Source organism: Bacillus sp. ISL-7 (genome assembly GCF_018613065.1).
In genome coordinates this window covers 48,306-72,125 of record NZ_JAGGQW010000028.1, presented here as the reverse complement: position 1 = coordinate 72,125, position 23,820 = coordinate 48,306, and the positions used below count along the sequence as shown (strand labels likewise).

The following is a 23,820-nucleotide window of genomic DNA, read 5'->3' as shown; positions in this document are numbered from 1 at the left end:
CACAGAATACGGTGAAGAGACAAAAAATGAAACAGAATATTGAGCTTGGAGATTTGCCCATCCGGGACGTATTCTTAACAGAAAAAGATGATTATCTACTAAATCTGCATATCTATAAAGACTCTTTTCTCGCTTTCAAAACGATAAATCAAGTGATAAAAGAACATGAGCGGCTTGAGTTTGTTGTAATTTTTATTAAAAGAGGTGAATTGAAGATTAGAAGAAACATCTACAACGAAAAAATCCATGAAGGAGATCAGCTGTTTTTATTTGGAGAAAAAGAGGTTATCACCGAGCATTTTAAAGATGATATTCACATCATGGAGGAAAATTTAAAGAATCAAAGTCACACACCGTTAACAAGGCCATTTAGTTGAAGCAAGGAAAAAATCTTATTTTTTTTTGCAAAAAAAATGTTTAACTGTCCAAAAAAGCGGGTATTGGATAATTGGCAGGTTAGAGCAGAAGCCTCGAAATAACATTTTTTTATATGAGGAGGAACAAACGGTGGATACCTATTATGACACTAGAAATATTTCGGCTTATATTATCGAAAACAAAGAACAATTTCAGAATAAGCTGTTATCCGAGGCTGTCAATGTTGCCTCTAATATTGAGCGTATTTTACAAGCTGGAAATATTGATCTTTTAAAAAATGCTCAAAGGCTAGTTCTTTACGTTGTGGAAACTCGAACAGAAGAGCTCATTAGTTTTGCTAAAGAAGAAGGAGTGGCTTGGGCAAAATTTTCATTAACTTTGGCGTTCAAACTAGAATGGGTACATGCCATTAGACGTGCCTTATGGCATTTCATAAAACTTTATGATCAATTAAATGAGGAAGGTAATTATATTGAAGATTTTTTCGAATTGGAACATAAAGTTAATGATGGGATTGATGAATTTCTAAACACCTTTTTCATTAGCTATTCACAATATAAAGATGAATTAATTCTTTCTCAAAGGAAATTAGTTGAACATCTCTCGGTTCCCATCATACCAGTTAGCACAACTGTAGCTGTATTGCCATTGATTGGTACGTTTGATTCTTATCGAATGGATATTATTGAAGAAAAAGTATTAACGGATATATCAAGGTTAAGGATTCTGACATTGATTATTGACCTTTCGGGAATATCGGACATGGACGAAAGTACCATTTCTCATTTTCAAAAAGTATTGATTGGCGTAACGTTAATGGGTGCTAAATCAATCTTAACTGGATTACGCCCTGAACTTGTAAGAAGAATGGTTAATTTAGGAATTGATCTTCACAGTTATACAGAGACAAAAGCAACGTTACAGCAAACATTAAATGAACATCTTGTTGTTTAGCATTCACAGTATTTAAAAAGAAATATTTAGAAGGGCCTGGATATTCCAAGCCTTCTTTTGTTTTAAATCTTTTTTACTTCTAAATTCGAAATGTGATAACCACTGATTGTGTGGGCTTTGAACAGATATCCTTCTGTTATAACTTCACTACCATTTTGGGAGTCAAGGTTTTGTGATAGAAACCAGCCGCCAATTGTAATTATTCCTGCAGTCGCTAAGTTTGTACCGAGTAAATCATTTACGTCCTCTATTAATAGTTTTGCATCTACTAAATAATGGTTTTCCTTGATCTTTTGAATCTCTGCCACTTCATCCGTATCAAATTCATCTCTAACTTCTCCGACGATTTCCTCAATAATATCTTCAACCGTAACCAAACCAGAAGTCCCACCGTATTCATCCATTAGAATGGCCATATGGGTTCGTTCTTTTTGCATTTTCACCAATAAGTCATGAATGGGAATGGTTTCGATCACGTAAATAACAGGATTGATATAGGATTTTACCTTCAACTCTTCCGTATTACCTTTATTCATTATCTTGGCTGTTAAGAGTGCTTTAACGTTTATGATTCCGATGATATTATCTATATCACCGTCCATTACTGGATATCGAGTATAATTTTCGCTTTTCACCCTCTTAATAACTTCATTAATCGTGTCGTCCAACGTAAGGCTGCTAATCTCCGTGCGAGGGACCATGATTTCTTTTGCCAATCTCTCATCAAATTCAAAAATATTGTTTACATATCGTAATTCATTCTGATTAATCTCGCCGCTCTTATAGCTTTCTAACAAGAGGATCCGCAGCTCTTCTTCGGAGTGAGCTGATTCCTGTTCGGATGCTGGATTTAAGCCAAATAGACCTGCCAACAGACGGGCAGAACCATTTAATAGCCAGATAAACGGAAACATGATTTTGTTAAACCATATGATTGGCCGTGAGAAGTAAAGCGTTACAATCTCCGCTTTTTGGATTGCTACTGTTTTAGGCGCCAATTCACCCATTACTACATGTAAAAAGGTAACTGAGGCAAAGGCAAGCCCAAAGGATAAAATATGTGTAACAGATTCATTTAGGTTGAGTACCGTTAACAATGGGTGCAGCAGCCTTTCTACTGTTGGTTCTCCTAACCATCCCAGCCCGAGTGCCGTTACTGTGATTCCCAGTTGGCAGGTTGAAAGGTATTCATCGAGATGTGATACCACCTTTTTAGCTGCTACAGCGCCCTTCTCTCCTTCCGCAATCAATTGATCAATTCTAGAGGGGCGTACTTTTACGATGGCAAATTCGATTGCGACAAAAAATCCAGTAAGTGCGATTAATAGTGTGATTAAAAGTAAATTTATTATCATCAAGAGAAGTTTCACTCCCTCTCTTTTTATTAAAATAACAATCCGAAATCATCTGAGTTTCGGATTGTTATTCGTGTGATCAGGTAAAAAACCTGTCCCTTTTGCTTAAATCTTTTATTCTACTATTTTGGGAATATCACGGACAATTTTTGCAATAAGCCAGCCGACAAAGACAATCAGTGCGGCAGCAAATAACTTAGGTATAAAGGCAAGCAAAGTTGATAGAGTGTTTGCGAAAGGTTCAGAAACACCTTCCATTTGCAATGCATCCAAGACCCCTGGTAAAAATAGTAAGAAAACAAAGTAGAAAAGAGCTTTTGAGATACTGTTTACCTTACTAACAGCATCCGCTGGATTATTTGTCATCTTCCATTGGACTAAAAGACGTTCAAAATGAAACATTGCAGAGGCCTTTTTAAAGAGCATACGAACGAGTGAGGCAACTGCCCAAGCTAGTAGTAATATTAGAGCAGCTTTTAAAACGTTCGGAATCGCTGCTGTAATGATTGATAACATTTGAACCAGTGGTGTGGCAATCAAGCTTAAGTTCAGCATATTAAAAAAGATAATCCACACAAACACTAGTAAAATATAATAAACAATTTTTCCAATAATCACTTCAGATGAGTATTTTCTCTTTCCAAAGTTTGAAAAAAGCTTATCATCAAAGCGAGTTTTCTTTAAAATTGCCTCGACACCTTTTCCGATACTCTTAGCGATCAGCCATCCAACCAATAATACAAGAAGGGCAAACAGCAAGTTCGGAAGCTGATTAAAATAAGAGTACCAACCCGTCATCATTTGATTCATATCCATCGTATCGATCTCCTTTTCCCCATTTTATCTGTTTCCAACTTATTTACGTAAGTAAGTTTTCTATTGGATATATAACCCTAATAAAAGAAATGAAACCTTATTTTTTTTTACTAGTTGGTCCAATCTCCATCAATTAAAATTTTTTTAAATGGGAATCAGAGGCTTTTAAAAAAGGGCCTTTAATAGAAAGAAAACGATTTTTTATTCTGGTATGGATCATCCATACCTTACTCTTAAAAAAATTGAGGTTTCGTATTTTATACAGTGGGAATATAACCAATATGCAAACGAAAGGGGCTGAAAGGTATGAGTTTAATAGCAAATCCAATAACCATATTGGCACCATTAACCTCCCACGTTTACTTATTGAGATCATGGTGAAAAGAAAGATGAACTAGATAACAAAAATCCATAAGAACAAATACAAGGAGGCTAAACAATATGAATAAGGATAAATTGTCAGGTAATGTAGATCAAGTAAAAGGTGAGGCTAAAGAGCAATGGGGTCATTTAACAGATGATGATTCAAAGGTAGCAGAAGGAAAAATGGATAAAGCAAAAGGCAAAGTAAAAGAAGGCGTTGGCGAAGTAAAAGATAAACTATCAAGATAGTAAACATTCACATTGGCAGCCTATTGATGATACAACTATATTCATTTTTTATAAAACATCCAAATTTTTATAAGAGGAGGAGTAAAAATGAACAAACATGAAAAAAACATTGTAGGTGTTTATCAATCCGAACAAGAGGCCATTGCCGCAATTGAGGATCTTGTAAAATGGGGATACGATAAGTCAGAAATCAGTGTAATCGGTAAAGATCACAATCACGTTGATTACGTTACCGAAGAAACAGGCACTGCAGTCGAAGATACCGCCACCACAGGCGCTATTACAGGTGGGGCACTTGGTGGCGCAACAGGATTATTAGCTGGACTTGGCGCTCTTGTCATACCGGGTATTGGTCCAATAGTTGCCGCAGGTCCTATTGCCGCAAGCATAATGGGTGCATTAACAGGTGCAGGTTTAGGAGGTTTAACTGGAGCACTAATCGGACTTGGAATTCCAGACGATGACGCCAAGTATTATGGGGAGTCCGTTGAAGAAGGTAAGATCTTAGTCCTGGTCAAGAAAAGAGAAGACTCTGCCCATAATATGATCGACAGTGAAGAAGAGATTCCTTTAGACGTGGAACCAGCTGCTGATCATGAGGATGACCGATTCAAATCGATTAGAAATCGAAATCCTGCCTTGAGTAACAAATATTAAGTAACTTATAGATAAAAAAAAGAAGAGGTTCCCCAACCTCTTCTTTTTCATATAAAACCCCTTTAAATTAACCCGCCGCCTTCCCCCAAGCAGCACAACTCTCCCTTATCAACTAGCTGAAAAAGTCTGCTAAGATATCAAGGTTATTTTGCATAAAATCTAAAGCGATATTCGGCATCACACCGAACAGCACCGACCCAACCACCGCAACAATCAAGACCACAATGATTCCGAATGGAAGATTGAACTTGCTGTCATCGCTTGCCGGACGGAAGAACATTTGCGTCATTATGCCGAAATAATAGAAATATGAGACGACCGTCGTCGCGATCATAATCGACGCAAGCACATAATGCGGCGTACCATAAAATGCCCCGATAAAGATGTTTAATTTTCCGATGAAACCAGCTGTACCTGGGAAACCTGCCAACGAAACAAGCAGTAAGCCCATCACGACTGCAAGCACCGGCGAGCGGCGATACAATCCAGCAAAATCAGCAATCTTCGTTGAGCCTGTTTTTTCGCTAACCACCTGGATGACCGCAAACGCGCCAAGGTTCATGAATAAGTAAGCGAGCAGGTAAAACCAGATTGAATAAAACATATTCGAGCTCAAAGATGTTAACGCCACTAAAATATAGCCGGCATGAGCGATACTTGAGTAAGCAAACATTCGTTTTATGTTCGACTGCTTTAAAGCGATCACGTTACCAATAATCATAGTTGCCCCAGCGATAAAGGCGATATAGTCCTGCATCTCTAGCAAAATCGGCATTTGTGGATTTCCAACCGATGCAGCCGAACCAAATACTGTTAACAAAATGCGGAGCACAATCACAAAGCCCGCTGTCTTCGAAACCACACTTAGAAAAGCAGTAACCGGCGTTGGCGCCCCTTGGTAAACATCAGGTGCCCACATATGGAACGGAGCCGCACCCAGTTTAAAGGCTAATCCAACAAAAACCATCAAAAATGCCAAGGTTAACAAGTACGCTTGCTGGCCATCCGTAACCGTGGACAACCGGCCGGCAATGTCGAGCAAGTTGGTTGAGCCTGTTAAGCCATAGATATAGCTCATCCCAAACAACGTAATCGCAGTTGAAATTCCGCCATTGATGACGTATTTCATCGCTGATTCGTTAGACTCTAAATGATACTTGCGGATCCCCGCTAAAATATAAGAAGAAACAGTTAACAATTCCAAGCCGATAAACAGCGTAATTAGATCACCGCTGGATGTCATAATCATCGCACCGAGCAAGGCCGATAAGAACAAGTAATAAAACTCGCCGCGATATTCTTCCAAGCCTTCTTTCGGCTCATAGCTGATGGCCAAGAACATGACCAGACCTGCACCCGCAAGAAGCAATAATTTAAAGGCCATCGCGAAACTATCTAAACGGAATGAATTCTCCAAAATCGACGTCACTGGTCCGCCGACCATGCCAAGCACAGATACGATCGCTGCAAAAATGGCCGCAATCCCGATCCAGCCGAGAATTTTTCGATCCATATTTTTCGGCATAAATAAATCTAAAAGTGTAAGAAGTGCAGATACACCAAGGATGATGAACTCTGGCGTCATGGCACTCCAATTGATTTGCTGCAAGGTCTCAAGACTCATCCTTCATCACCCTCCTATCCCTAGCATGATCGTTTCAAGTGTAGTTTGTAGCGGTGCGCTGAGGACACTTGGGAAAACACCAATTAAAACGATTAACAGCATCAAAATAACCACCGGCATGAATTCCACGCCTTTAAGATCGAGGATGCCGGTAAATTCACGATGTGACTTGCCGTACGTGATCCCTAACACTGCGCGAAGCAAGTAAGCCGCCGTCATGATAATCCCGATCGTACCAACTGCGGCAATCCACGGCATTTCTTTGAAAAGACCGAGGAACGCCATAAACTCACTGACAAATCCAGACATCCCTGGCAAGCCAAGCGACGCCATCCCTGCAGCCAACAAGAAGCCCGCTGCAATCGGCATGCCCTTCGCCATTCCGCCCAGATTCTCAATCAGTGATGTACCGGTGCGTTCATAAAGGATGCCCACCAAGAAGAACAACAGCGCGGAAATCAATCCGTGCGAAATCACTTGGAAAATCGCCCCTTGAACCCCAGCCTCATTCATCGCCGCAAGTCCGATTAACACAATTCCCATATGAGAAATGGATGAATAAGCCAAAACCATTTTAAAATCTGTTTGAATGAACGCTAGAAATGCCCCGTAAAGGAGATTAATCACTCCAAGGACAGCAATCAGCGTCGCAAGTGTCTTAAATTGCTCGGGAAAAATACCCATCCCAAAACGGATTAATCCGTACGCACCGATTTTCAGGAGAATCCCTGAGTGGATCATAACAACAGATGGCGGCGCTTGAACGTGTACCTTCAGCATCCAGCTGTGTAATGGGAAAATCGGTAATTTTACCCCAAACGCAATCAATAAGGAAATGAACAAGCCAAGCTTCAAGTCGCCAGACAGCGGCGCATTTGGATCAGCCACCATTTGGACTAACGTATCAATGTTTGTTGTGCCTGTTTTTGCAAACAGAATCATGATCACGATAAGCAGTACGGCTGACCCTAAGCCGTTATAAATTAAGAAGCTGTAAGCTGCCTTTTCTTTTTCAAAATAACCCCATTTTCCAATTAAGAAGAAGGTCGGGATTAAGGTGATTTCAAAGAAAATGAAGAACAGAATTAAGTTTTCGGCGGTAAACACGCCGAGCATTCCGATTTCTAACAGAAGGAAGAGCATAAAATAGCCTTTCCATTCTTTTTTCACAAACTTTGCCGCCGCAATCGCTGACAGCGTCGCTACGACCGCTGTGAGGACGACCAGCAAGAGTTGAAAGCCGCTCAAGGCAAGTTCATAGTACACCGAGAAAACTGGCTCTTCGATGCCTGCAATGCCGCGGAATTGAATCCACGGGACGGATACGGTAAAGTCCGCTAAATCCTTGCCAAATTGATAATGAAGATAAGCTGCGATTGCCAACAGTAAGGCCGGCAGTGTGGCTAGAAAGCCTACCGCTTTAATCGCTTTTTCTTCCGTTTTAGGCATAAAAGCCAAAACCACGATACCTAGTAAAGGGGAGAATACTAGGATTGAAAGAACAGATGTTAAATTCATCGTAAGTACCCCCCTGTTAATGCAAAGATGACAACGAGTACCGCTAGCCCAATAAAGGCGACCGCGCCGTACGTTTGAACCTGTCCGGTTTGCAGCTTCGAACCTGCTGCCCCAAGACCTTGGACAATCCCAACTACGCCCTTGACGAGTCCTCCGACAAGGAAGACATCAATGAACCGTAAAAAGTAGCTGAGTCCTTTGGTGAATGCGACGACCGTCAGTTGATAGAACTCGTCGACGTAATATTTGTTCGTTAAAATCGTGTGTAATGTATCCCCTGTGCCGCTTAACCAGTTGCGGGACACAGACCGCTTACTGTACATCAAGTATGCAAGGTAAATTCCCGCTAAGGAAACAACCGTTGCGGCAATCATGATCCAGCTTGGACCTTCGACGTGACCATGGTGTGCGAGCGCTTCGTTGCCATCGACAAGCCAGTCGCCAAGGAACGTTCCAAACCAAGGTGTATTGACATAACCAGCAACAATCGCCAGCACACCGAGGAGAATCATCGGGTAAGTCATGTTCGCTGGTGATTCGTGCACATGTTTTTGTTCTCCGCGTGCTTCACCGGTAAATACCATGAAGAACAAGCGGAACATATAGAAAGCTGTCATAAATGCGGCCGCAAGTGCGAGTAAGAAGAGGAATGGATGTCCGCCTTCCCAGGCCGCAACTAAAATTTCATCTTTGGAGAAGAATCCGGAAAGCCCTGGGACACCGCTGATCGCGAGAGTTCCAATTAAGAAAAGCGGTCCGGTTAGTTTGAGCTTTTTCCAAAGTCCGCCCATTTCTTCGATGTTCTGAGTATGTACCGCATGAATGACGGAGCCGGCGGCTAAGAATAATAGCGCCTTGAAGAATGCGTGTGTCATCAGGTGGAATACCCCAGCAACATAACCGGCAGACCCTAAGGCAAGCATCATGTAGCCAAGCTGTGAGACCGTTGAATACGCGAGTACACGTTTGATATCAGTTTGCACAAGACCAATGCTTGCCGCAAAAATCGCGGTAAATGCGCCAATCACGGCGATCGTAAGGAGCGCTGTTTTGCTTGCTGCGAACAGTGGAAATAGTGCCGCTACCAAATAAACACCGGCAGCAACCATCGTCGCCGCGTGGATTAAGGCCGAAACAGGCGTCGGACCTTCCATCGCATCCGGAAGCCAAGTGTGAAGCGGGAACTGACCCGACTTACCCACCGCCCCGATGAAAATAAGGATGGCAGTTAAGGTAATCATGGTGCCTGACACCGCACCGGCATCAACAGCAGCGAAAATTTCACTATATTCAAAGCTTTTGGTTTCCCAGAATAGCAGAATCATGCCGATAAATAAGCCTACGTCCCCGATCCGGGTCATAATGAACGCTTTTTTCGCGGCCGCCTTCGCTTCGTCCTTGTAAAAATAAAAACCGATTAATAGGAAGGAACCGACACCGACAAGCTCCCAGAAAATATAGGTTTGCAGTAAGTTTGGTGAAATCACCAGACCAAGCATTGCAAACGTAAAGAGTCCTAAATAGGCATAGAATACTGGAAACCGCTCGTCCCCTTGCATATAACCTTTGGAGTAGGTATGTACTAAGAAACTTACGAGCGATACGATAAACAGCATTAATGCATTTAATTGATTCACTTCAAAGCCCGCTGTTAGATGCATATCTCCTATCGTGAGCCAGTCAAATTTCGTAACATAGGTTGGCTCAGAAAAGCGCTCGAATAATACCAAAATCGAGTAGACAAGCGATGCCAATGTGAGCAGAATCCCCACATACGCACTCGCCTCTTTCAGTCGCTTCCCGAAAAGAAGAAGGATCAAAAACGATAATAGCGGGAAAAGCGGTATGAGCCATGCATTCTCCATCATTATCACTATCCCCTTAGACACGGGCGGTGACTGTCACCACCCGAGTTTTGTCGAAAGTTATTTTTATCTGGTGCCTGACACCCTTCGTGGACAAATCCACATAAATGTCCGCGTACAGTGGACAACCAAACACAAAGTTGCAGTGTCCGTCCAAGGGTGACAAAATGGCGAAGTGTCTTTTCGTGGTGCCTGACACCCAATTTTTTTTAGTTTTTCATTGTGTCCATTTCGTCGATGTTGACGGTCTTTTTGGCGCGGTAGAGTGAGATTAATATGGCTAGACCGACAGCTGCTTCGGCTGCTGCGACGCTGATCGCGAACAGGGCGAAGATTTGGCCGGTAATGGACGGCGCCATTCCATATTTGCTGAAGGTTACGAGATTAATATTGACCGCGTTCAGCATTAATTCAATCGAAATCAGGACAATCACGGTGTTTCTTTTGGTAAGTGCACCGTATAAACCGATGCAAAACAAGATCAGTGCAAGTGCCAGGAAGGCTGAAGCGGGAACAGAACTCATTGGTCGTCCGCCTCCTTCTTCTCATTTTTCGCTAAGATAATCGAACCAACAAGGGCAACCAGTAGTAAAACAGACGTTAACTCAAACGGAATGATGTATTTTGAGTAAAGTGCTTTACCGATTTGCATCGTGTTGTTTTCATGCAAGGTGGTCGGAACCTGTGCGATATTGAAATTGTAAATGCCAATGTAAACAGCAAATGCAAAGCCGAGAATCCCTAAGAAGACGAGGATTTTTCTCCATTTGCCGGTTTGTGGTTCATGTTCATCATTATGCTTTGTTAACATGATTCCAAACAGCATGATGATGGTAATCGCACCTGAATAGATTAAGATTTGTACAGCTGCCACAAATTCGGCTGACAGCAGCACGTAAATTCCAGCGATTGCGACAAAGGTGAAGATCAGTGAAACGACCATATGAACCACCTTGGTAAGGTTTAAAAGAAGCACACCGCCAATAATGGCGACAAGTGCGAGTCCCATAAAAGCGAGGAATTCGCCCGAAAAGGTCATGGTTTATTCACCTGCCGTATGTTTTCATCGTTTTCATCTAACCATTCTAGGTTTTTAAATAACATGTCACGGCTGTATTCAGCGAGCTCGAAGTTATTGGTCATGATAATCGCTTCGGTCGGGCATACCTCCGTACATAAGTCACAAAGGATGCAAATTTCAAAGTTAATATCATAGGTATCAATGATTTTCCCTTTTTTCGTTGGGTCCGGATGCTTTTTACCCGTTAAATTAATACAATCCGTCGGACAGATGTTCATGCACTGATTACAAACAATACATTTTTCCGGATAAAACTTTTGAATACCGCGGAACCGGTCTGGCAGTGGAAGCGGCTTGTTAGGATAATCATACGTAACCTTTTCTTTGGTCAAGTTTTTTAGGGTATATTTCAAGCCTTTTGCTAATCCAAGCACGTTTTTCACCCCTTTTACATTTTAAAGATGGTTTCCTTTATTTACGTTGTGTTAAACTTGGCTGTTGATTTGCGCTTCAATCAACTTGGTTATAAAAATCAATACTGACCTTTAAACACAGCTTTTTTAAAAGAATAACGATTTAACTAAGGCTGTTAAAAATATGTTTGCTAGTGCGATTGGCAATAGTACTTTCCAGCCAAATTCCATGAGTTTGTCGGCGCGGAAACGTGGTAGTGTGGCCCGCAGCCAGATGTAGACAAAGACGACGACGCTGAATTTGAGTGCGAACCAGACGGCACCTGGGATGAAGTCCAGGAAGCTGATTGGTGCCAGCCATCCGCCAAGGAAGACGACGGTAATGAGTGCGGACATTGCGAATAAGTACACATATTCAGCGAGCATAAAGAAGGCCCAGCGGAATCCGGAATATTCTACGTGGTATCCAGCGACTAGTTCATTTTCCGATTCCGGCAGGTCAAATGGTGTCCGGTTTAATTCGGCGATTGATGCAATGAAAAAGACAATGAAGCCGATTGGCTGTAAGAGTACGAACCAGCCATGTTTTTGTGCTTCGACGATATCATTTAGGTTTAAACTTCCTGATAAAAGGATGACGCCTAGGACGGACATGACTAACGGGATTTCGTAGGAAATCATTTGGGCTGATGCACGCATTCCTCCTAAGAGGGCGTACTTGTTATTTGATGCCCAGCCGCCAAGGAGCATGCCAAAGGTGGTTAATCCGCTAACAGCAATATAATAGAGTAATCCGACACCGATGTCAGCAAACTGAAAGGCGTCTGTGAACGGCATCGTCGCCAGGACCATAAAGGATGGCGCGAAGGCAATGACTGGTGCAATGATAAATAATGGCTTGTCGGCTGCCTTTGGAATGATGTCCTCTTTTAGTAACAGCTTGAGGACGTCTGCGACGGTTTGTAATAGTCCCCATTTACCGCCGACCTGGTTTGGACCATGGCGCAGCTGCATGTAGCCTAAGACTTTCCGCTCTGCTAAAATTCCGTAGGTAACAAATCCTAATACGATTAAAAGCAAGACAGCGCCGAGTAAAAAGAAAATTCCAAAGTTAGCCCAACCCGGACTTGACTGGAGCAATTCTTCTATCATTAGCCGTCAACCTCCCCAAGGACAATATCAACTGCCCCTAAAATAGCAATCATGTTTGCAATGTTTTCACCCTTTAAAAGTTTCGGGAGAATTTGCAGGTTATAGAAGGATGGTCTTCTAAACTTTAAGCGGTATGGCTCTTTTTTGCCGTCGCTGTAAATATAGCAGCCAATCTCTCCGCGCGGTGATTCAATGCGGACAAAGGCTTCGCCTTTAGGTGCCTTAATGATTTTTGGCACTTTCGCCATAATGGGACCTTCTCCAGGGAATTGTTCCACGGCTTGTTCAAGGATTTTCAAGGATTCTTCAATCTCCGCCAAACGCAAATGGTAGCGAGCTAAGCAATCACCGTCTTCTGAGGTTGGTACATCAAAGGTAAAACGGTTGTAAACAGAGTAAGGCTCATCTTTACGAAGATCCCATTTCACGCCCGTACTGCGCAGGTTTGGTCCGCTCAGTGAATATTGAAGCGCCTCTTCTTTTGTATACTTGCCGACGCCTTTGACCCGGTCGAGGAAGATTTCATTTCCACTGACAAGCTCGTGATAGCCTTTCAGCTGGCCGCGCAGGTATGGTACAAAGCTGCCTACTTTTTCAATCCAGCCTTCAGGTGCATCCCACTTCACGCCGCCAACGCGCATATAGTTGAAGGTCAAGCGGGCCCCCGATAATTCGTTGAGCATATTGATAATCATTTCGCGGTCACGGAAAGCGTAGATGAACGGACTTGTTGCACCTAAGTCAAGGATATACGTACCCCAGGCGACAAGGTGGCTGGCAATCCGGTTCAATTCCATCGCAATCACACGTAAGAAATCAGCTCGTTCAGGAATTTCAATCCCCATCATGGTCTCAACGGCATGACAGAGGATGTAGTTATTGGTCATCGAGGACAAATAGTCCATTCGGTCGGTGTAAGGAATAATTTGCGTATATTGCAGGTCTTCTGCTAATTTTTCTGTCCCGCGGTGTAAGTACCCGATGACAGGTTTCGCTTCAGTGATGATTTCCCCATCAATTTTAACAACCAGCCGGAACACTCCGTGCGTACTTGGATGCTGAGGACCGACGTTTAATATCATTTCTTCTGTTCTGATCATTGGTTACACCTCCACGTCGTACGGCTCGTAATCTTTTCGCAGTGGATGGCCAACCCATTCTTCGCCCAGCAAGATGCGCCGTAAGTCTGGATGTCCTGGAAACTTGATTCCTAGTAAATCATAGGCTTCACATTCAGGCCATTCTGCGCCTGCCCAAAGCGGCTGCAAGGACTCGATTGTTGGTTCGCTGCGGTCAATCTTCACTTTTAGGGCGACGGGCTGACGGTTTTTGTATGAGTACAAGTGAACATAAACTTCCATATGTGTTTCAAAATCTGTCCCATGAAGCTCTGATAAATAATCGAACCCTAAGAGCTCGTTGTATTTTAAAAATTGAGCTACTTTGTAATATGTATCACGCTTCGCCACGAGGGTTGGAACGTCCTTAGATAGTTTATTAATATAAGAATCTGCTAAAACATCTGGTCCCAGATGTTCGGTAATTACCTTCACATACTTATCGAGGTATGGCTGGTTTGGTGATGGCTTCGTTTCGGCTGCTGGAGCAGCTGTCTCGTCGACTTTTCCGCCCGCTGCCGCTTTCGCCTTGGCTGCTGCCGCTGCTTTTGCCTTGGCTTTAGCCGCCGCAATCGCTTTTGCTTTTTCGTCATCGCCGCCTGCTGGTGCGACTGAGTCGGTTCCTGCTCCTGCCGCTTTAGCTTTTGCCGCCGCTGCTGCCTTTGCCTTTGCTGCCGCCACTGCTTTTGCCTTTGCATCGTCTCCGGCTGGGACGTTATCGCCTGCCTCGGATTCAGCTGCTGGGGCCGCTCCGCCAGCTAGTTCCATCGCTTTTTTCTTCGCTGCTGCCGCCGCTTTCGCTTTCGCTACCGCTGCTGCCTTTTTCTTTGCTAAATCGTCACTGTCGTCTGAAGCAGAAGTTTCAGCCGCTGGTCGTGCCGGCGTATCAGCTGGCGCAGATTCCTCGGCTGGGGCTGTACCGCCAGCAAGCTCCATCGCTTTTCGCTTTGCTGCTGCTGCCGCCTTCGCTTTAGCTACCGCCGCTGCCTTTTTCTTCGCTAGATCGTCGCCGTCATTTGCCGGTGCTGTTACTGGCTCGGATGCTTCGGCCTTAACTGGTTCCGCCGGTTTTTCCTCCTGCTTCGGAGTTGGTGAGGCTTCCCCTGCGGCCTTCGCCGCCCGTTTCGCCGCCGCTGCCGCTTTGGCCTTTTCAACGGCTTCCTTTTTTAACTGATCAAGATCTTTATCCCCACTCATCGGTTAGATCACCTTCTTCCCAGTCTTCGCCTCATAGCGAATCTTTTCCTTTAATTTATTGATTCCATAAATTAAAGCGGCTGGGTTTGGAGGGCATCCAGGTATATACACATCGACAGGAACGATTTGATCGACTCCTTTAACGACGGAATAAGACTTTACATACGGCCCACCTGCTGTCGCACAAGAACCCATCGCAATGACCCATTTCGGTTCAGGCATTTGGTCATATAATCTTCGTAAAATTGGTGCCATCTTCTTCGTCACCGTTCCAGACACAATCATACAATCCGACTGGCGTGGTGACGTACGGAAAAAGGAACCCGAACGATCCAAATCATAATTCGCTCCGCCTACACCCATCATCTCAATCGCACAACAAGCCAGACCAAATGTCACCGGGTAGATCGAACTGCTTCGAGCCCAAGCTTTAATTTGCTCTAGCGTAGTCATAAATACATTTCTCTGTAACTCGGACATTTCTTGTTGTGAAATGCCATCTAGTTTTAATTCCATCGTAGCACCTTCTTTTTCCAGGCATACACAAGGCCAATTAATAACATAATAACGAAAATCAACATCTCGATTAGTGCAAAAATCCCCAGTTTATCATAAGCCACCGCCCATGGATATAAAAACACGGTTTCTACATCAAAAATAACAAACATCAGGGCAAAAATATAATAGCGGACATTGAACTGTACACGGGAATCGTGAAAAGGCTCAATACCGCTCTCATATGTGGTATACTTCGCTTCGCTCGGTTTATGCGGACGCAGAAGCTTACCTAAATATAAAGCCACCACAGGCAGCAGCACCCCAAGACATAGAAACGCAAAGACGATCAGATAATTATTCTGATATACATTTAGAAGTTCCATGTCTATCCCCTCCAATGTTGTAAATTTTCATACTAATGAATATTGTAACCGAATTCATTATAGCATTGTTACAAACCCATGTCGACAAGCCGAATTCATAATAATTGGAATTCTATCCGCCGAGAAATTCCTGATTAAAAGGCTCTTGAGAGCTCGCTCTCAAAAGAGACTTTCAATCAGGAATTTTGCAAGCTTCAGCGATAGCTGAAGCGCAGGATGCGCTAGCATCCGGAGGGTAGAATTACAATTTACACCTGAACTAAGTCGTCGACATGAAGTCCCCTCCCCTGAGCGTTTGCGTGATCTCACAGAAACACATCCTGAATTACTTCAGAGATGACGCAAGAGCGAACCCGCCACACTAGATTAAAAGGACTTGCTTTAGCTCACGTGATCTGGAGCGTTAGCGGAAGATGACGTGCATAAAGGGTTCGCAAGAACCCAATAACCTACCGAATAATTCGACAACAACCTCTATTTAACAACAAAATGTGTATAATGTCAGTGAGTTTTGTCATTAAAAATACATCGAATATCTCTTTTTTTAGACAAACTTATATTTTTCTAAAAAAGTAATAAACAAACTAAACAAAACTCAACCTCACATTAATGTAAACATGTCCCCTCTACAATCATATTCACACCCAAACTTTTCATGCTTTATTCCGGAATTAGCTCCAGATTTAATAGCCAGTCGGGAGACTGGCTAGGTAACTTTTATTCCCATATCTAGCGGACCACCTAATTCCAACCCCGAAACTCTTTAAAATTACCATCTTTAATAAAACCAATCCCATTTAATTACCCGAAGGACAACTTAAATACCGCCACCAACCCAAAAAGCCAGTCGCAAGACTGGCTAGGTATCTAATTTCCTCAAATAAAAGAACGAGCTGCTCCCTCTTTAACATTTCCAGATACCTCTTTTAATAAATCCTGATATTTACTGTCCACTTTTCCTAATTTACTGTCCATCCCCCAATAAACCCTCAAACCAACCCAAAAAGCCAGTCGCAAGACTGGCTAGGTACCCTTCTTCCCATCATGAATACGCTAAAATCCCCCTCCCTCCACACCACAACCATAGCTACATAAACACCCAAAAACCACAAAAAACCCCTCCAGCAGCATTTAGCCGCCAGAGGGGTTTTACTTTTTTCAAAAAAACTATATTCTTCTATCCGATACGCCGAGGCGATTGATGGCACGCTGCAAGGCAAGCTCAGCACGTCTGAAATCGGTATGATCGACTTGATGGTCTCTCAGACGCTGTTCCGCGCGTTCCTTCGCTCTTAGGGCACGTTCAACATCAATTTCAGACGCAGTTTCCGCTGATTGGGCTAAGATAGTCACCTGATCAGGACGGACCTCTAAAATTCCACCACTGACTGCAACATAATCTGTTTTACCGCCTTTTTTAAGACGAACAGAAGTAATTTCCAGCGGGGCAACCAACGGCATGTGGCCAGGGGAAATCCCCAAATCACCACTTGTTGCCTTGGTACTTACCATTTCTACATCTGATTCATACACCGGGCCATCGGGAGTAACAATACTGACTCGAATCGTCTTCATTTTTTACCCTCCAGGCTCTGTTTAGACCTCTACACCCATACGTTTCGCGCTCTCAATAACATCCTCAATACGGCCAACGAGACGGAATGCATCTTCTGGAAGGTGGTCATACTTGCCTTCAAGAATCTCTTTGAAACCACGAACCGTTTCCTTAACAGGTACATAAGAACCTGGCTGGCCAGTAAACTGTTCAGCAACGTGGAAGTTTTGAGATAAGAACACTTGGATACGACGCGCACGTTGTACCGTTAACTTATCATCATCACTTAATTCATCCATACCAAGGATCGCGATAATATCTTGTAACTCTTTATAACGTTGTAATGTTGATTGTACTTGGCGGGCTACATTATAGTGCTCCTCACCAACAATATCAGGTGACAATGCACGTGATGTCGAAGCCAAAGGATCCACCGCTGGGTAAATACCCATCTCAGAAAGCTTACGCTCAAGGTTTGTTGTTGCATCTAAGTGAGCGAATGTTGTAGCCGGAGCCGGATCCGTATAGTCATCGGCTGGTACATAAATCGCTTGGATCGATGTAACTGATCCTAAGTTTGTAGACGTAATACGCTCTTGTAATTTACCCATCTCAGTAGCAAGAGTTGGCTGGTAACCTACCGCTGATGGCATACGGCCAAGTAGCGCGGAAACCTCAGAACCTGCTTGCGTGAAACGGAAAATGTTATCCATGAAGAAAAGAACGTCTTGTCCTTGCTCATCACGGAAATACTCAGACATTGTCAAACCTGTTAAAGCAACACGCATACGTGCGCCAGGCGGCTCGTTCATTTGTCCGAATACCATCGCAGTTTTCTTGATAACGCCTGAATCAGTCATCTCGTGGTAAAGGTCATTACCTTCACGAGTACGCTCACCAACACCGGCGAATACCGAAATACCACCGTGCTCTTGAGCGATGTTATTGATCAATTCCTGGATTAATACGGTTTTACCTACACCCGCACCACCGAAAAGACCGATTTTTCCACCTTTAATATATGGTGCAAGAAGGTCTACTACCTTAATACCAGTTTCAAGAATTTCAACTTCAGTAGAAAGGTTTTCAAATGTTGGTGCTTCGCGGTGAATCGAATCACGGCGCTCACTTGCAGGAATCTCAGCCGCAAGGTCAATCGTTTCACCCAATACGTTAAATACACGACCAAGTGTTACATCACCAACTGGTACAGAAATCGGTTTACCAGTATCTTCAACTTCTATTCCACGAGTTAAACCATCTGTGGTAGACATCGCGATCGTACGAACTGTATCATCACCTAAATGAAGAGCTACTTCAAGGGTAATGTTGATATCAACTTCGGATGCATTACTCGCTTTACTTGAAATTTTCAACGCATTATAAATCGCAGGCAGATGACCGCTTTCGAACTTAACGTCAACTACCGGACCCATAATCTGAAGAACGCGTCCTTTGCTCATCGTTTTCCCTCCTTACTTACTCTCTCGCAGAAACCACCACAAGCATTGTTATGAAAATGAACTCATTGTGGTCACGCGTCTTGTTCTATAATGAACAAAATGAGTGGGAACGGACCTAGCGTTCCCTGCTCAAAATCTAGTCAAACCCGCTACATCGGGTTCATTTTTAAAATAAAGGTTTTATTCTAGCGCTGCCGCACCGCCAACGATTTCCGTGATTTCTTGGGTGATAGCTGCTTGACGGGCACGGTTGAAAACTAGTGTATAGTGATTAATTAATTCTTTAGCATTATCAGTTGCATTTCTCATTGCCGTCATCCGAGCAGCATGCTCACTCGCTTTGCTGTCTAAGAGTGCTCCGTAGATCAAACTTTCAGCATATTGAGGCAGGAGAACTTCTAATATTTCTTCAGCAGACGGCTCAAATTCATAGGAAATGAGTTTGTTTGAAGTGGCTAAGTCCGATAACGGAAGGAGCTTCTTCTCCTGTACTTCCTGTGAAATGGCACTTACATAATGACTGTAATAGACATATAATTCATCGAAAGTTCCATCGGTAAACATTCCAACCGTTGCTCGGGTAATGTCTTGAATGTCAGCAAAGTTAGGCTGAGCTGGAATCCCAATTGATTCAAGGACCACATTCATGCCGCGTTTGACAAAAAAGTCACGTGCCATTCTCCCGATTGCAATGATCGCGAATTCATCATTCGATTTATGACGGCTTTGGATTGTTTGATAGACATGACGGAGAACGTTGCTGTTAAAACCGCCAGCAAGTCCGCTGTCAGAAGTCATAACAATATAACCGGTTTTCTTAACAGGTCGACTGGTCAGCATGGGATGATTTACTCCGCCTGAGCCAATTGCAATCGATGCTGTTACTTCTTGGATTTTTTCCATATAAGGTACAAATGCTTTCGCATTTACGACGGCACGATTCCACTTTGCAGCAGAGGTCATTTCCATTGCTTTGGTTATTTGACTCGTCTTTTTGGTTGAATTAATACGAGTTTTTATCTCACGTAATGAAGCCATAGGTTCTCACCACCCTTTTTCAAAGAATGTCTGGCAAGGACGTGCGGCACGCCTCACGGGGCCGCACACTCTCACCGTTCTAAATGTCAGACCCTATTATTCGGAAACTGCAAACGTCTTTTTGAAGGCGTTGATTGCAGAAGCCATATCGTCATCAGAAGGAAGGTCCTTCGTTTTTGTAATATGGTCTAACAACTCTTTGCGGTTGTGGTCTAACCAATTAAGGTATTCTGATTCAAAACGACGGACATCCTCTAATGGAATATCATCAAGGAAACCGCGTGTTAATGCGTAAAGGATTGCAACTTGCTTCTCAACTGAAAGTGGCTTGTGAAGCTCTTGTTTCAGAACTTCAACCGTACGTGCACCACGATTAAGTTTCGCTTGGGTTGCTTTATCTAAGTCTGATCCAAACTGAGCAAATGCTTCTAATTCACGGTATGATGCAAGGTCAAGACGTAAGGTACCAGATACCTTTTTCATCGCCTTGATTTGTGCAGATCCACCTACACGTGATACGGAAAGACCCGCGTTGATCGCCGGACGAACACCGGAGAAGAATAAGTCAGATTGTAAGAAAATTTGTCCATCAGTAATTGAGATAACGTTTGTTGGGATATACGCTGAAACGTCGCCTGCTTGCGTTTCAATGAACGGAAGCGCAGTGATTGAACCAGCACCAAGTGTATCGTTAATTTTTGCGGCACGCTCTAGTAAGCGGCTGTGCAAGTAGAAAACATCCCCTGGATAAGCTTCCCGACCTGGAGGACGACGAAGCAGCAAGGAAAGCTCACGGTAGGCAGCTGCTTGTTTAGAAAGATCATCATATACGATCAATACGTGTTTGCCAGCATACATAAACTCTTCAGCCATTGCTACGCCCGCATATGGAGCTAGGTAAAGCAACGGAGCCGGTTGTGATGCAGATGCAGTTACAACGATTGAGTATTCTAACGCACCGTATTTACGAAGCGTTTCAACCGCGTTACGAACAGTTGATTCTTTTTGTCCGATCGCAACATAGATACACACCATGTTTTGACCTTTTTGATTGATAATGGTATCAATCGCAACAGATGTTTTACCAGTTTGACGGTCACCGATAACTAACTCACGTTGACCACGTCCGATTGGCACTAGGGCGTCAATCGCTTTGATACCTGTTTGTAATGGCTCATGAACGGATTTACGAGCCATAACGCCTGGAGCAACTGCTTCTACTGGGCGTGTTTTTGTTGTATTGATTGGACCCATACCATCAACTGGTTGTCCAAGAGAGTTGACAACGCGTCCGATTAGTTCCTCACCAACTGGAACCTCCATGATGCGTCCTGTACGGCGAACCTCGTCACCTTCTTTGATTTCAGTGAAAGGTCCGAGAATGATAATACCAACGTTATTTGCTTCAAGGTTTTGTGCCATACCCATAACGCCGTTTGAAAATTCAACAAGTTCTCCAGCCATGACATTGTCGAGGCCATGAACACGTGCGATACCGTCACCGATTGAGATAACTGTACCGACATCAGTCACTTGAATTTCCGCCTGATAGTTTTCAATTTGCTTTTTTATCAGGGCACTAATTTCTTCAGCTTTGATGCTCATGAGTTTCACCCCTAATCTTTCGAATCTAGCTTAACAATTTACGTTCTAAACGATCGAGTTTTCCTCTTAATGACCCGTCATATATACGATTTCCAATGCGAAGGCGGATACCGCCAAGCAGATTGGAATCTACGATATTTTCAATTTTTAGGGACTTTTTGCCCACTTTTGCTGCAAATACAGACGAGATTGCTTCGCGTTCCGCATCCGTTAATTCACGGGTGCTGTAAACTTTCGCCTCGGCAATGCCCATCTCATCATTTGCCAGCTCTAAAAATTCATTTGCCACGTCAACGATTTGGTCTTCACGGTGGCGGTCGATTAAGATCAACATTGTATTTAATACATTTACATTTACTGTTGCGAAAGATACTTTAATGATTTCTTTTTTCTCTTCAATTGAAAGCTTAGAAGAATTTAAGATATTTTTTAATTCAGGATTGTATTGTACAACTTCCTTCACTACACGAAGTTCTTCTTCAATAACTCCGAGCGCTTGAGTCTCTTTCGCAATTTGGAAAAGAGCCAACGCGTAGCGTTTTGCTACCATTGAGTTACTCATCGCGCTTCTCCTGCCTCTTTAATATATTCGTTAATGAGTTGCTCCTGATCTGCTGCAGTTAATTCCTTTTCAATTACTTTAGAAGCAATTAATACAGATAGAGAGGCAACCTGTTCACGAATAGCGGCAACAGCTTTTTCTTTTTGCTGCTCAATTTCAAGCTTTGCTGCTTCTTTGACGCGTTCAGCTTCTGTACGAGATGCCGCAACGATTTCTTCACGTTGAAGTTCACCTTGCTTTTTGGCATTTTCGATTAAGTTTTGCGCATCATTACGTGCTTCTTTTAAAAGATTTCTTTGTTCTTGTAAAATCTTTTCTGCTTCTAAACGGCTGTTTTCTGCCGCACTAATTTCACTACCAATATGCTCTTCACGCGTCTTCATAATGCCCATTAATGGACCCCATGCAAACTTTTTGAGCAAGGCTAACAATACTAGAAAAACGATAAGCTGGAAGAAAATATCTCCAGTATTAATGTGGCCGCCGCCTTCAGCAGCAGTGGCTAATACTAAACTGTTTGTTAACACCCTCGGTTCACTCCTTTCAAGAGTTGCTTAACGATAGCAAAAACACATAAATGAATGGCGAGGATTTGTTGATCATCGCCATCTGGAATTTTTCTACTATTATCGGTTTAATACCATGAACGCGATAACTACACCGATAATCGGTAATGCTTCTACTAATGCAACCCCGATAAACATAGTTGTTTGAAGCAAACCACGATGTTCAGGTTGACGAGCGATACCTTCTACTGTACGACCTACGATAAGACCGTTACCAATACCTGCACCTACTGCTGCTAAACCGATTGCGATTGCTGCTGCTAAAACACCAATTGATCCTGTCATTACTTTTTTCCTCCTTAAATGTATAAAACATCAATTAATTTTTTATTTTGTTCATAAAAATGAACGGTGTATTATTAATGGTCGTGACTCACTTTATGAGCCAAGTAAACCATTGTTAACATTGTGAAAATATAAGCTTGAATCGTACCAACGAAAATAGAGAACCCTTGCCATACCAATGTTAGCGGCACAGCTGCAATGGTGCCAGCTATTCCTTGATGTGCTAAGCCTGTTGCTAATAATGATAGAAGCAACTCACCCGCGTAAATGTTACCATATAGACGCAGACCAAGAGTCAGCGTATTGGCAAATTCTTCAATGATCTTCAATGGGAATAAGAATTTCATTGGACTGAAGAAACCTTCTGCATAGCCTTTGACACCTTTTAGCTTGACGCCATAATAATGGGAAAGCGCCAGAACCATAACTGCTAGTGTTAAAGTGATGATTGGATCGGCTGTTGGTGATTTCCACCATAGCTTTTCATCCACCACAATCGCAAATGGAAGACCTAGCATATTGGATACAAAAACATACATAATTAATGTAATCCCAAGGATGTGGAATCTTCCGCCATCTTTCCAATCCATCGTGCTGTTGATGATCCCTTTAACAAAGTCCATTACCCATTCAAAAAAGTTTTGCATCCCTGTAGGTTTCATTGCCAGCTTTCGTGTGGAAATGACAGCAATTAGGAAAACAATTAGACTTGCTACTGTGATCATCAGCATATTTGCGCCGTTAAACCAAAGGCCCATAAATTTAAACTCTGGAACCTCATGATGCATGTAAACTCACCTCGCTTCCGCTTCATTTATGTACATGCAATGCATGGTAAAAATAATCTATCATAATGACAATATAGGATGTCATTAATCCTATCACTAAACTAATCATATCGAATTGCTCTGGGTATCTTAATGCGATTAACGCAGCAATTCCCGCCACAGCCATCCTCGAAAGTGAACCTAAGGACTTGGGCTTTTTGCCCTCTGTTACCTTTTTATCAAAGCTTTCCGTCTTTCTAACTAGTATCCAAAGATTTAGATAACTAAAGCATGTCCCAAGAATCAGCCCTAGAAATATGGTTTGGTACGAGGTGAAGCCCCAGCCTAGAACATAAATGGACAACAAGTAAAAAATCCATTTGCGCTGCCTGTTGAACATTACTCTGAAATCTGGCAT

General features: G+C 42.9%; 25 protein-coding genes and 1 pseudogene. 4 read left to right on the top strand and 22 right to left on the bottom strand.

Features of this window, described 5'->3' with window-relative positions:
* A pseudogene (locus tag J7E66_RS08965) lies at positions 1-377 on the top strand (hypothetical protein); the annotation flags it as partial.
* Between the two features lie 130 nt (positions 378-507).
* Positions 508-1,332: an STAS domain-containing protein gene (locus J7E66_RS08960; protein ID WP_214999322.1), complete on the top strand. Its 825-nt coding sequence runs from the start codon at positions 508-510 to the stop codon at positions 1,330-1,332.
* Positions 1,333-1,394: 62 nt separating this feature from the next.
* Here the strand turns inward: J7E66_RS08960 and J7E66_RS08955 are convergent, their stop codons facing one another.
* Both J7E66_RS08955 and J7E66_RS08950 read right to left on the bottom strand, forming a co-directional pair.
* Positions 1,395-2,690, bottom strand: a complete 1,296-nt coding sequence (locus J7E66_RS08955; RefSeq protein ID WP_214999320.1) for a hemolysin family protein — start codon at positions 2,688-2,690, stop codon at positions 1,395-1,397.
* 111 nt (positions 2,691-2,801) lie between these two features.
* Positions 2,802-3,503, bottom strand: a complete 702-nt coding sequence (locus J7E66_RS08950; protein WP_214999318.1) for a mechanosensitive ion channel family protein — start codon at positions 3,501-3,503, stop codon at positions 2,802-2,804.
* A 441-nt stretch (positions 3,504-3,944) separates the two neighbouring features.
* Between J7E66_RS08950 and J7E66_RS08945 the strand changes: the two genes are divergently transcribed.
* Positions 3,945-4,115, top strand: coding sequence for a CsbD family protein (locus J7E66_RS08945; protein ID WP_088090184.1), 171 nt, complete (start codon positions 3,945-3,947; stop codon positions 4,113-4,115).
* 87 nt (positions 4,116-4,202) lie between these two features.
* Positions 4,203-4,772 carry a general stress protein gene (locus tag J7E66_RS08940; protein WP_214999316.1) on the top strand — a complete coding sequence of 190 codons (570 nt, stop codon included), beginning with the start codon at positions 4,203-4,205 and terminating at the stop codon, positions 4,770-4,772.
* A gap of 112 nt (positions 4,773-4,884) precedes the next feature.
* On the opposite strand, the gene nuoN is transcribed toward J7E66_RS08940, so the two are convergent.
* The 20 genes from nuoN to J7E66_RS08840 form a co-directional block, all read right to left on the bottom strand.
* Complete coding sequence (nuoN, locus tag J7E66_RS08935; RefSeq protein ID WP_214999314.1) at positions 4,885-6,396, bottom strand: NADH-quinone oxidoreductase subunit NuoN; 1,512 nt, start codon at positions 6,394-6,396, stop codon at positions 4,885-4,887.
* A gap of 6 nt (positions 6,397-6,402) precedes the next feature.
* Complete coding sequence (locus J7E66_RS08930) at positions 6,403-7,914, bottom strand: NADH-quinone oxidoreductase subunit M (protein WP_214999312.1); 1,512 nt, start codon at positions 7,912-7,914, stop codon at positions 6,403-6,405.
* Positions 7,911-9,782 carry an NADH-quinone oxidoreductase subunit L gene (nuoL, locus tag J7E66_RS08925; RefSeq protein ID WP_214999310.1) on the bottom strand — a complete coding sequence of 624 codons (1,872 nt, stop codon included), beginning with the start codon at positions 9,780-9,782 and terminating at the stop codon, positions 7,911-7,913. Before nuoL ends, J7E66_RS08930 begins: the two co-directional genes overlap by 4 nt.
* A gap of 206 nt (positions 9,783-9,988) precedes the next feature.
* Entirely contained in the window at positions 9,989-10,303 is a 315-nt protein-coding gene (gene nuoK / locus J7E66_RS08920) for an NADH-quinone oxidoreductase subunit NuoK (protein WP_098932392.1), read from the bottom strand.
* On the bottom strand, positions 10,300-10,818 hold the full coding sequence (locus tag J7E66_RS08915) for an NADH-quinone oxidoreductase subunit J (RefSeq protein WP_214999308.1): 519 nt from the start codon (positions 10,816-10,818) through the stop codon (positions 10,300-10,302). Before J7E66_RS08915 ends, nuoK begins: the two co-directional genes overlap by 4 nt.
* Positions 10,815-11,234 carry an NADH-quinone oxidoreductase subunit NuoI gene (nuoI, locus tag J7E66_RS08910; protein WP_088090191.1) on the bottom strand — a complete coding sequence of 140 codons (420 nt, stop codon included), beginning with the start codon at positions 11,232-11,234 and terminating at the stop codon, positions 10,815-10,817. The genes J7E66_RS08915 and nuoI overlap by 4 nt, the downstream gene beginning before the upstream one ends.
* Positions 11,235-11,360: 126 nt before the next feature.
* A complete protein-coding gene (nuoH, locus tag J7E66_RS08905) occupies positions 11,361-12,365 on the bottom strand; it encodes an NADH-quinone oxidoreductase subunit NuoH (RefSeq protein WP_088090192.1) in 1,005 nt (334 codons plus the stop codon).
* On the bottom strand, positions 12,365-13,465 hold the full coding sequence (locus tag J7E66_RS08900) for an NADH-quinone oxidoreductase subunit D (protein WP_214999306.1): 1,101 nt from the start codon (positions 13,463-13,465) through the stop codon (positions 12,365-12,367). The genes nuoH and J7E66_RS08900 overlap by 1 nt, the downstream gene beginning before the upstream one ends.
* 3 nt (positions 13,466-13,468) lie before the next feature.
* A complete protein-coding gene (locus J7E66_RS08895) occupies positions 13,469-14,680 on the bottom strand; it encodes an NADH-quinone oxidoreductase subunit C (protein ID WP_214999304.1) in 1,212 nt (403 codons plus the stop codon).
* A gap of 3 nt (positions 14,681-14,683) precedes the next feature.
* The gene (locus J7E66_RS08890; protein ID WP_214999302.1) at positions 14,684-15,196 is read right to left on the bottom strand and encodes a NuoB/complex I 20 kDa subunit family protein; all 513 of its coding nucleotides are present in this window, start codon (positions 15,194-15,196) and stop codon (positions 14,684-14,686) included.
* The gene (locus tag J7E66_RS08885; protein WP_168241277.1) at positions 15,187-15,561 is read right to left on the bottom strand and encodes an NADH-quinone oxidoreductase subunit A; all 375 of its coding nucleotides are present in this window, start codon (positions 15,559-15,561) and stop codon (positions 15,187-15,189) included. The genes J7E66_RS08890 and J7E66_RS08885 overlap by 10 nt, the downstream gene beginning before the upstream one ends.
* Before the next feature lie 1,167 nt (positions 15,562-16,728).
* Positions 16,729-17,136, bottom strand: coding sequence for a F0F1 ATP synthase subunit epsilon (locus tag J7E66_RS08880; RefSeq protein WP_214999300.1), 408 nt, complete (start codon positions 17,134-17,136; stop codon positions 16,729-16,731).
* A gap of 21 nt (positions 17,137-17,157) precedes the next feature.
* Complete coding sequence (gene atpD, locus J7E66_RS08875) at positions 17,158-18,579, bottom strand: F0F1 ATP synthase subunit beta (RefSeq protein ID WP_214732857.1); 1,422 nt, start codon at positions 18,577-18,579, stop codon at positions 17,158-17,160.
* Between the two features lie 180 nt (positions 18,580-18,759).
* Positions 18,760-19,617, bottom strand: a complete 858-nt coding sequence (atpG, locus tag J7E66_RS08870; RefSeq protein WP_214999298.1) for an ATP synthase F1 subunit gamma — start codon at positions 19,615-19,617, stop codon at positions 18,760-18,762.
* A gap of 96 nt (positions 19,618-19,713) precedes the next feature.
* The gene (gene atpA, locus J7E66_RS08865) at positions 19,714-21,222 is read right to left on the bottom strand and encodes a F0F1 ATP synthase subunit alpha (protein ID WP_214999296.1); all 1,509 of its coding nucleotides are present in this window, start codon (positions 21,220-21,222) and stop codon (positions 19,714-19,716) included.
* Between the two features lie 25 nt (positions 21,223-21,247).
* Positions 21,248-21,784 carry a F0F1 ATP synthase subunit delta gene (locus tag J7E66_RS08860; protein ID WP_214999294.1) on the bottom strand — a complete coding sequence of 179 codons (537 nt, stop codon included), beginning with the start codon at positions 21,782-21,784 and terminating at the stop codon, positions 21,248-21,250.
* Positions 21,781-22,311 (bottom strand): F0F1 ATP synthase subunit B, encoded by a 531-nt coding sequence (gene atpF / locus J7E66_RS08855; RefSeq protein ID WP_214999292.1) that lies wholly within the window; start codon positions 22,309-22,311, stop codon positions 21,781-21,783. Before atpF ends, J7E66_RS08860 begins: the two co-directional genes overlap by 4 nt.
* A gap of 99 nt (positions 22,312-22,410) precedes the next feature.
* Positions 22,411-22,623, bottom strand: a complete 213-nt coding sequence (gene atpE, locus J7E66_RS08850) for a F0F1 ATP synthase subunit C (protein WP_348982654.1) — start codon at positions 22,621-22,623, stop codon at positions 22,411-22,413.
* A gap of 86 nt (positions 22,624-22,709) precedes the next feature.
* Positions 22,710-23,423 (bottom strand): F0F1 ATP synthase subunit A, encoded by a 714-nt coding sequence (gene atpB, locus J7E66_RS08845; RefSeq protein WP_214999290.1) that lies wholly within the window; start codon positions 23,421-23,423, stop codon positions 22,710-22,712.
* Between the two features lie 22 nt (positions 23,424-23,445).
* Positions 23,446-23,820 (bottom strand): ATP synthase subunit I, encoded by a 375-nt coding sequence (locus tag J7E66_RS08840; RefSeq protein ID WP_088090205.1) that lies wholly within the window; start codon positions 23,818-23,820, stop codon positions 23,446-23,448.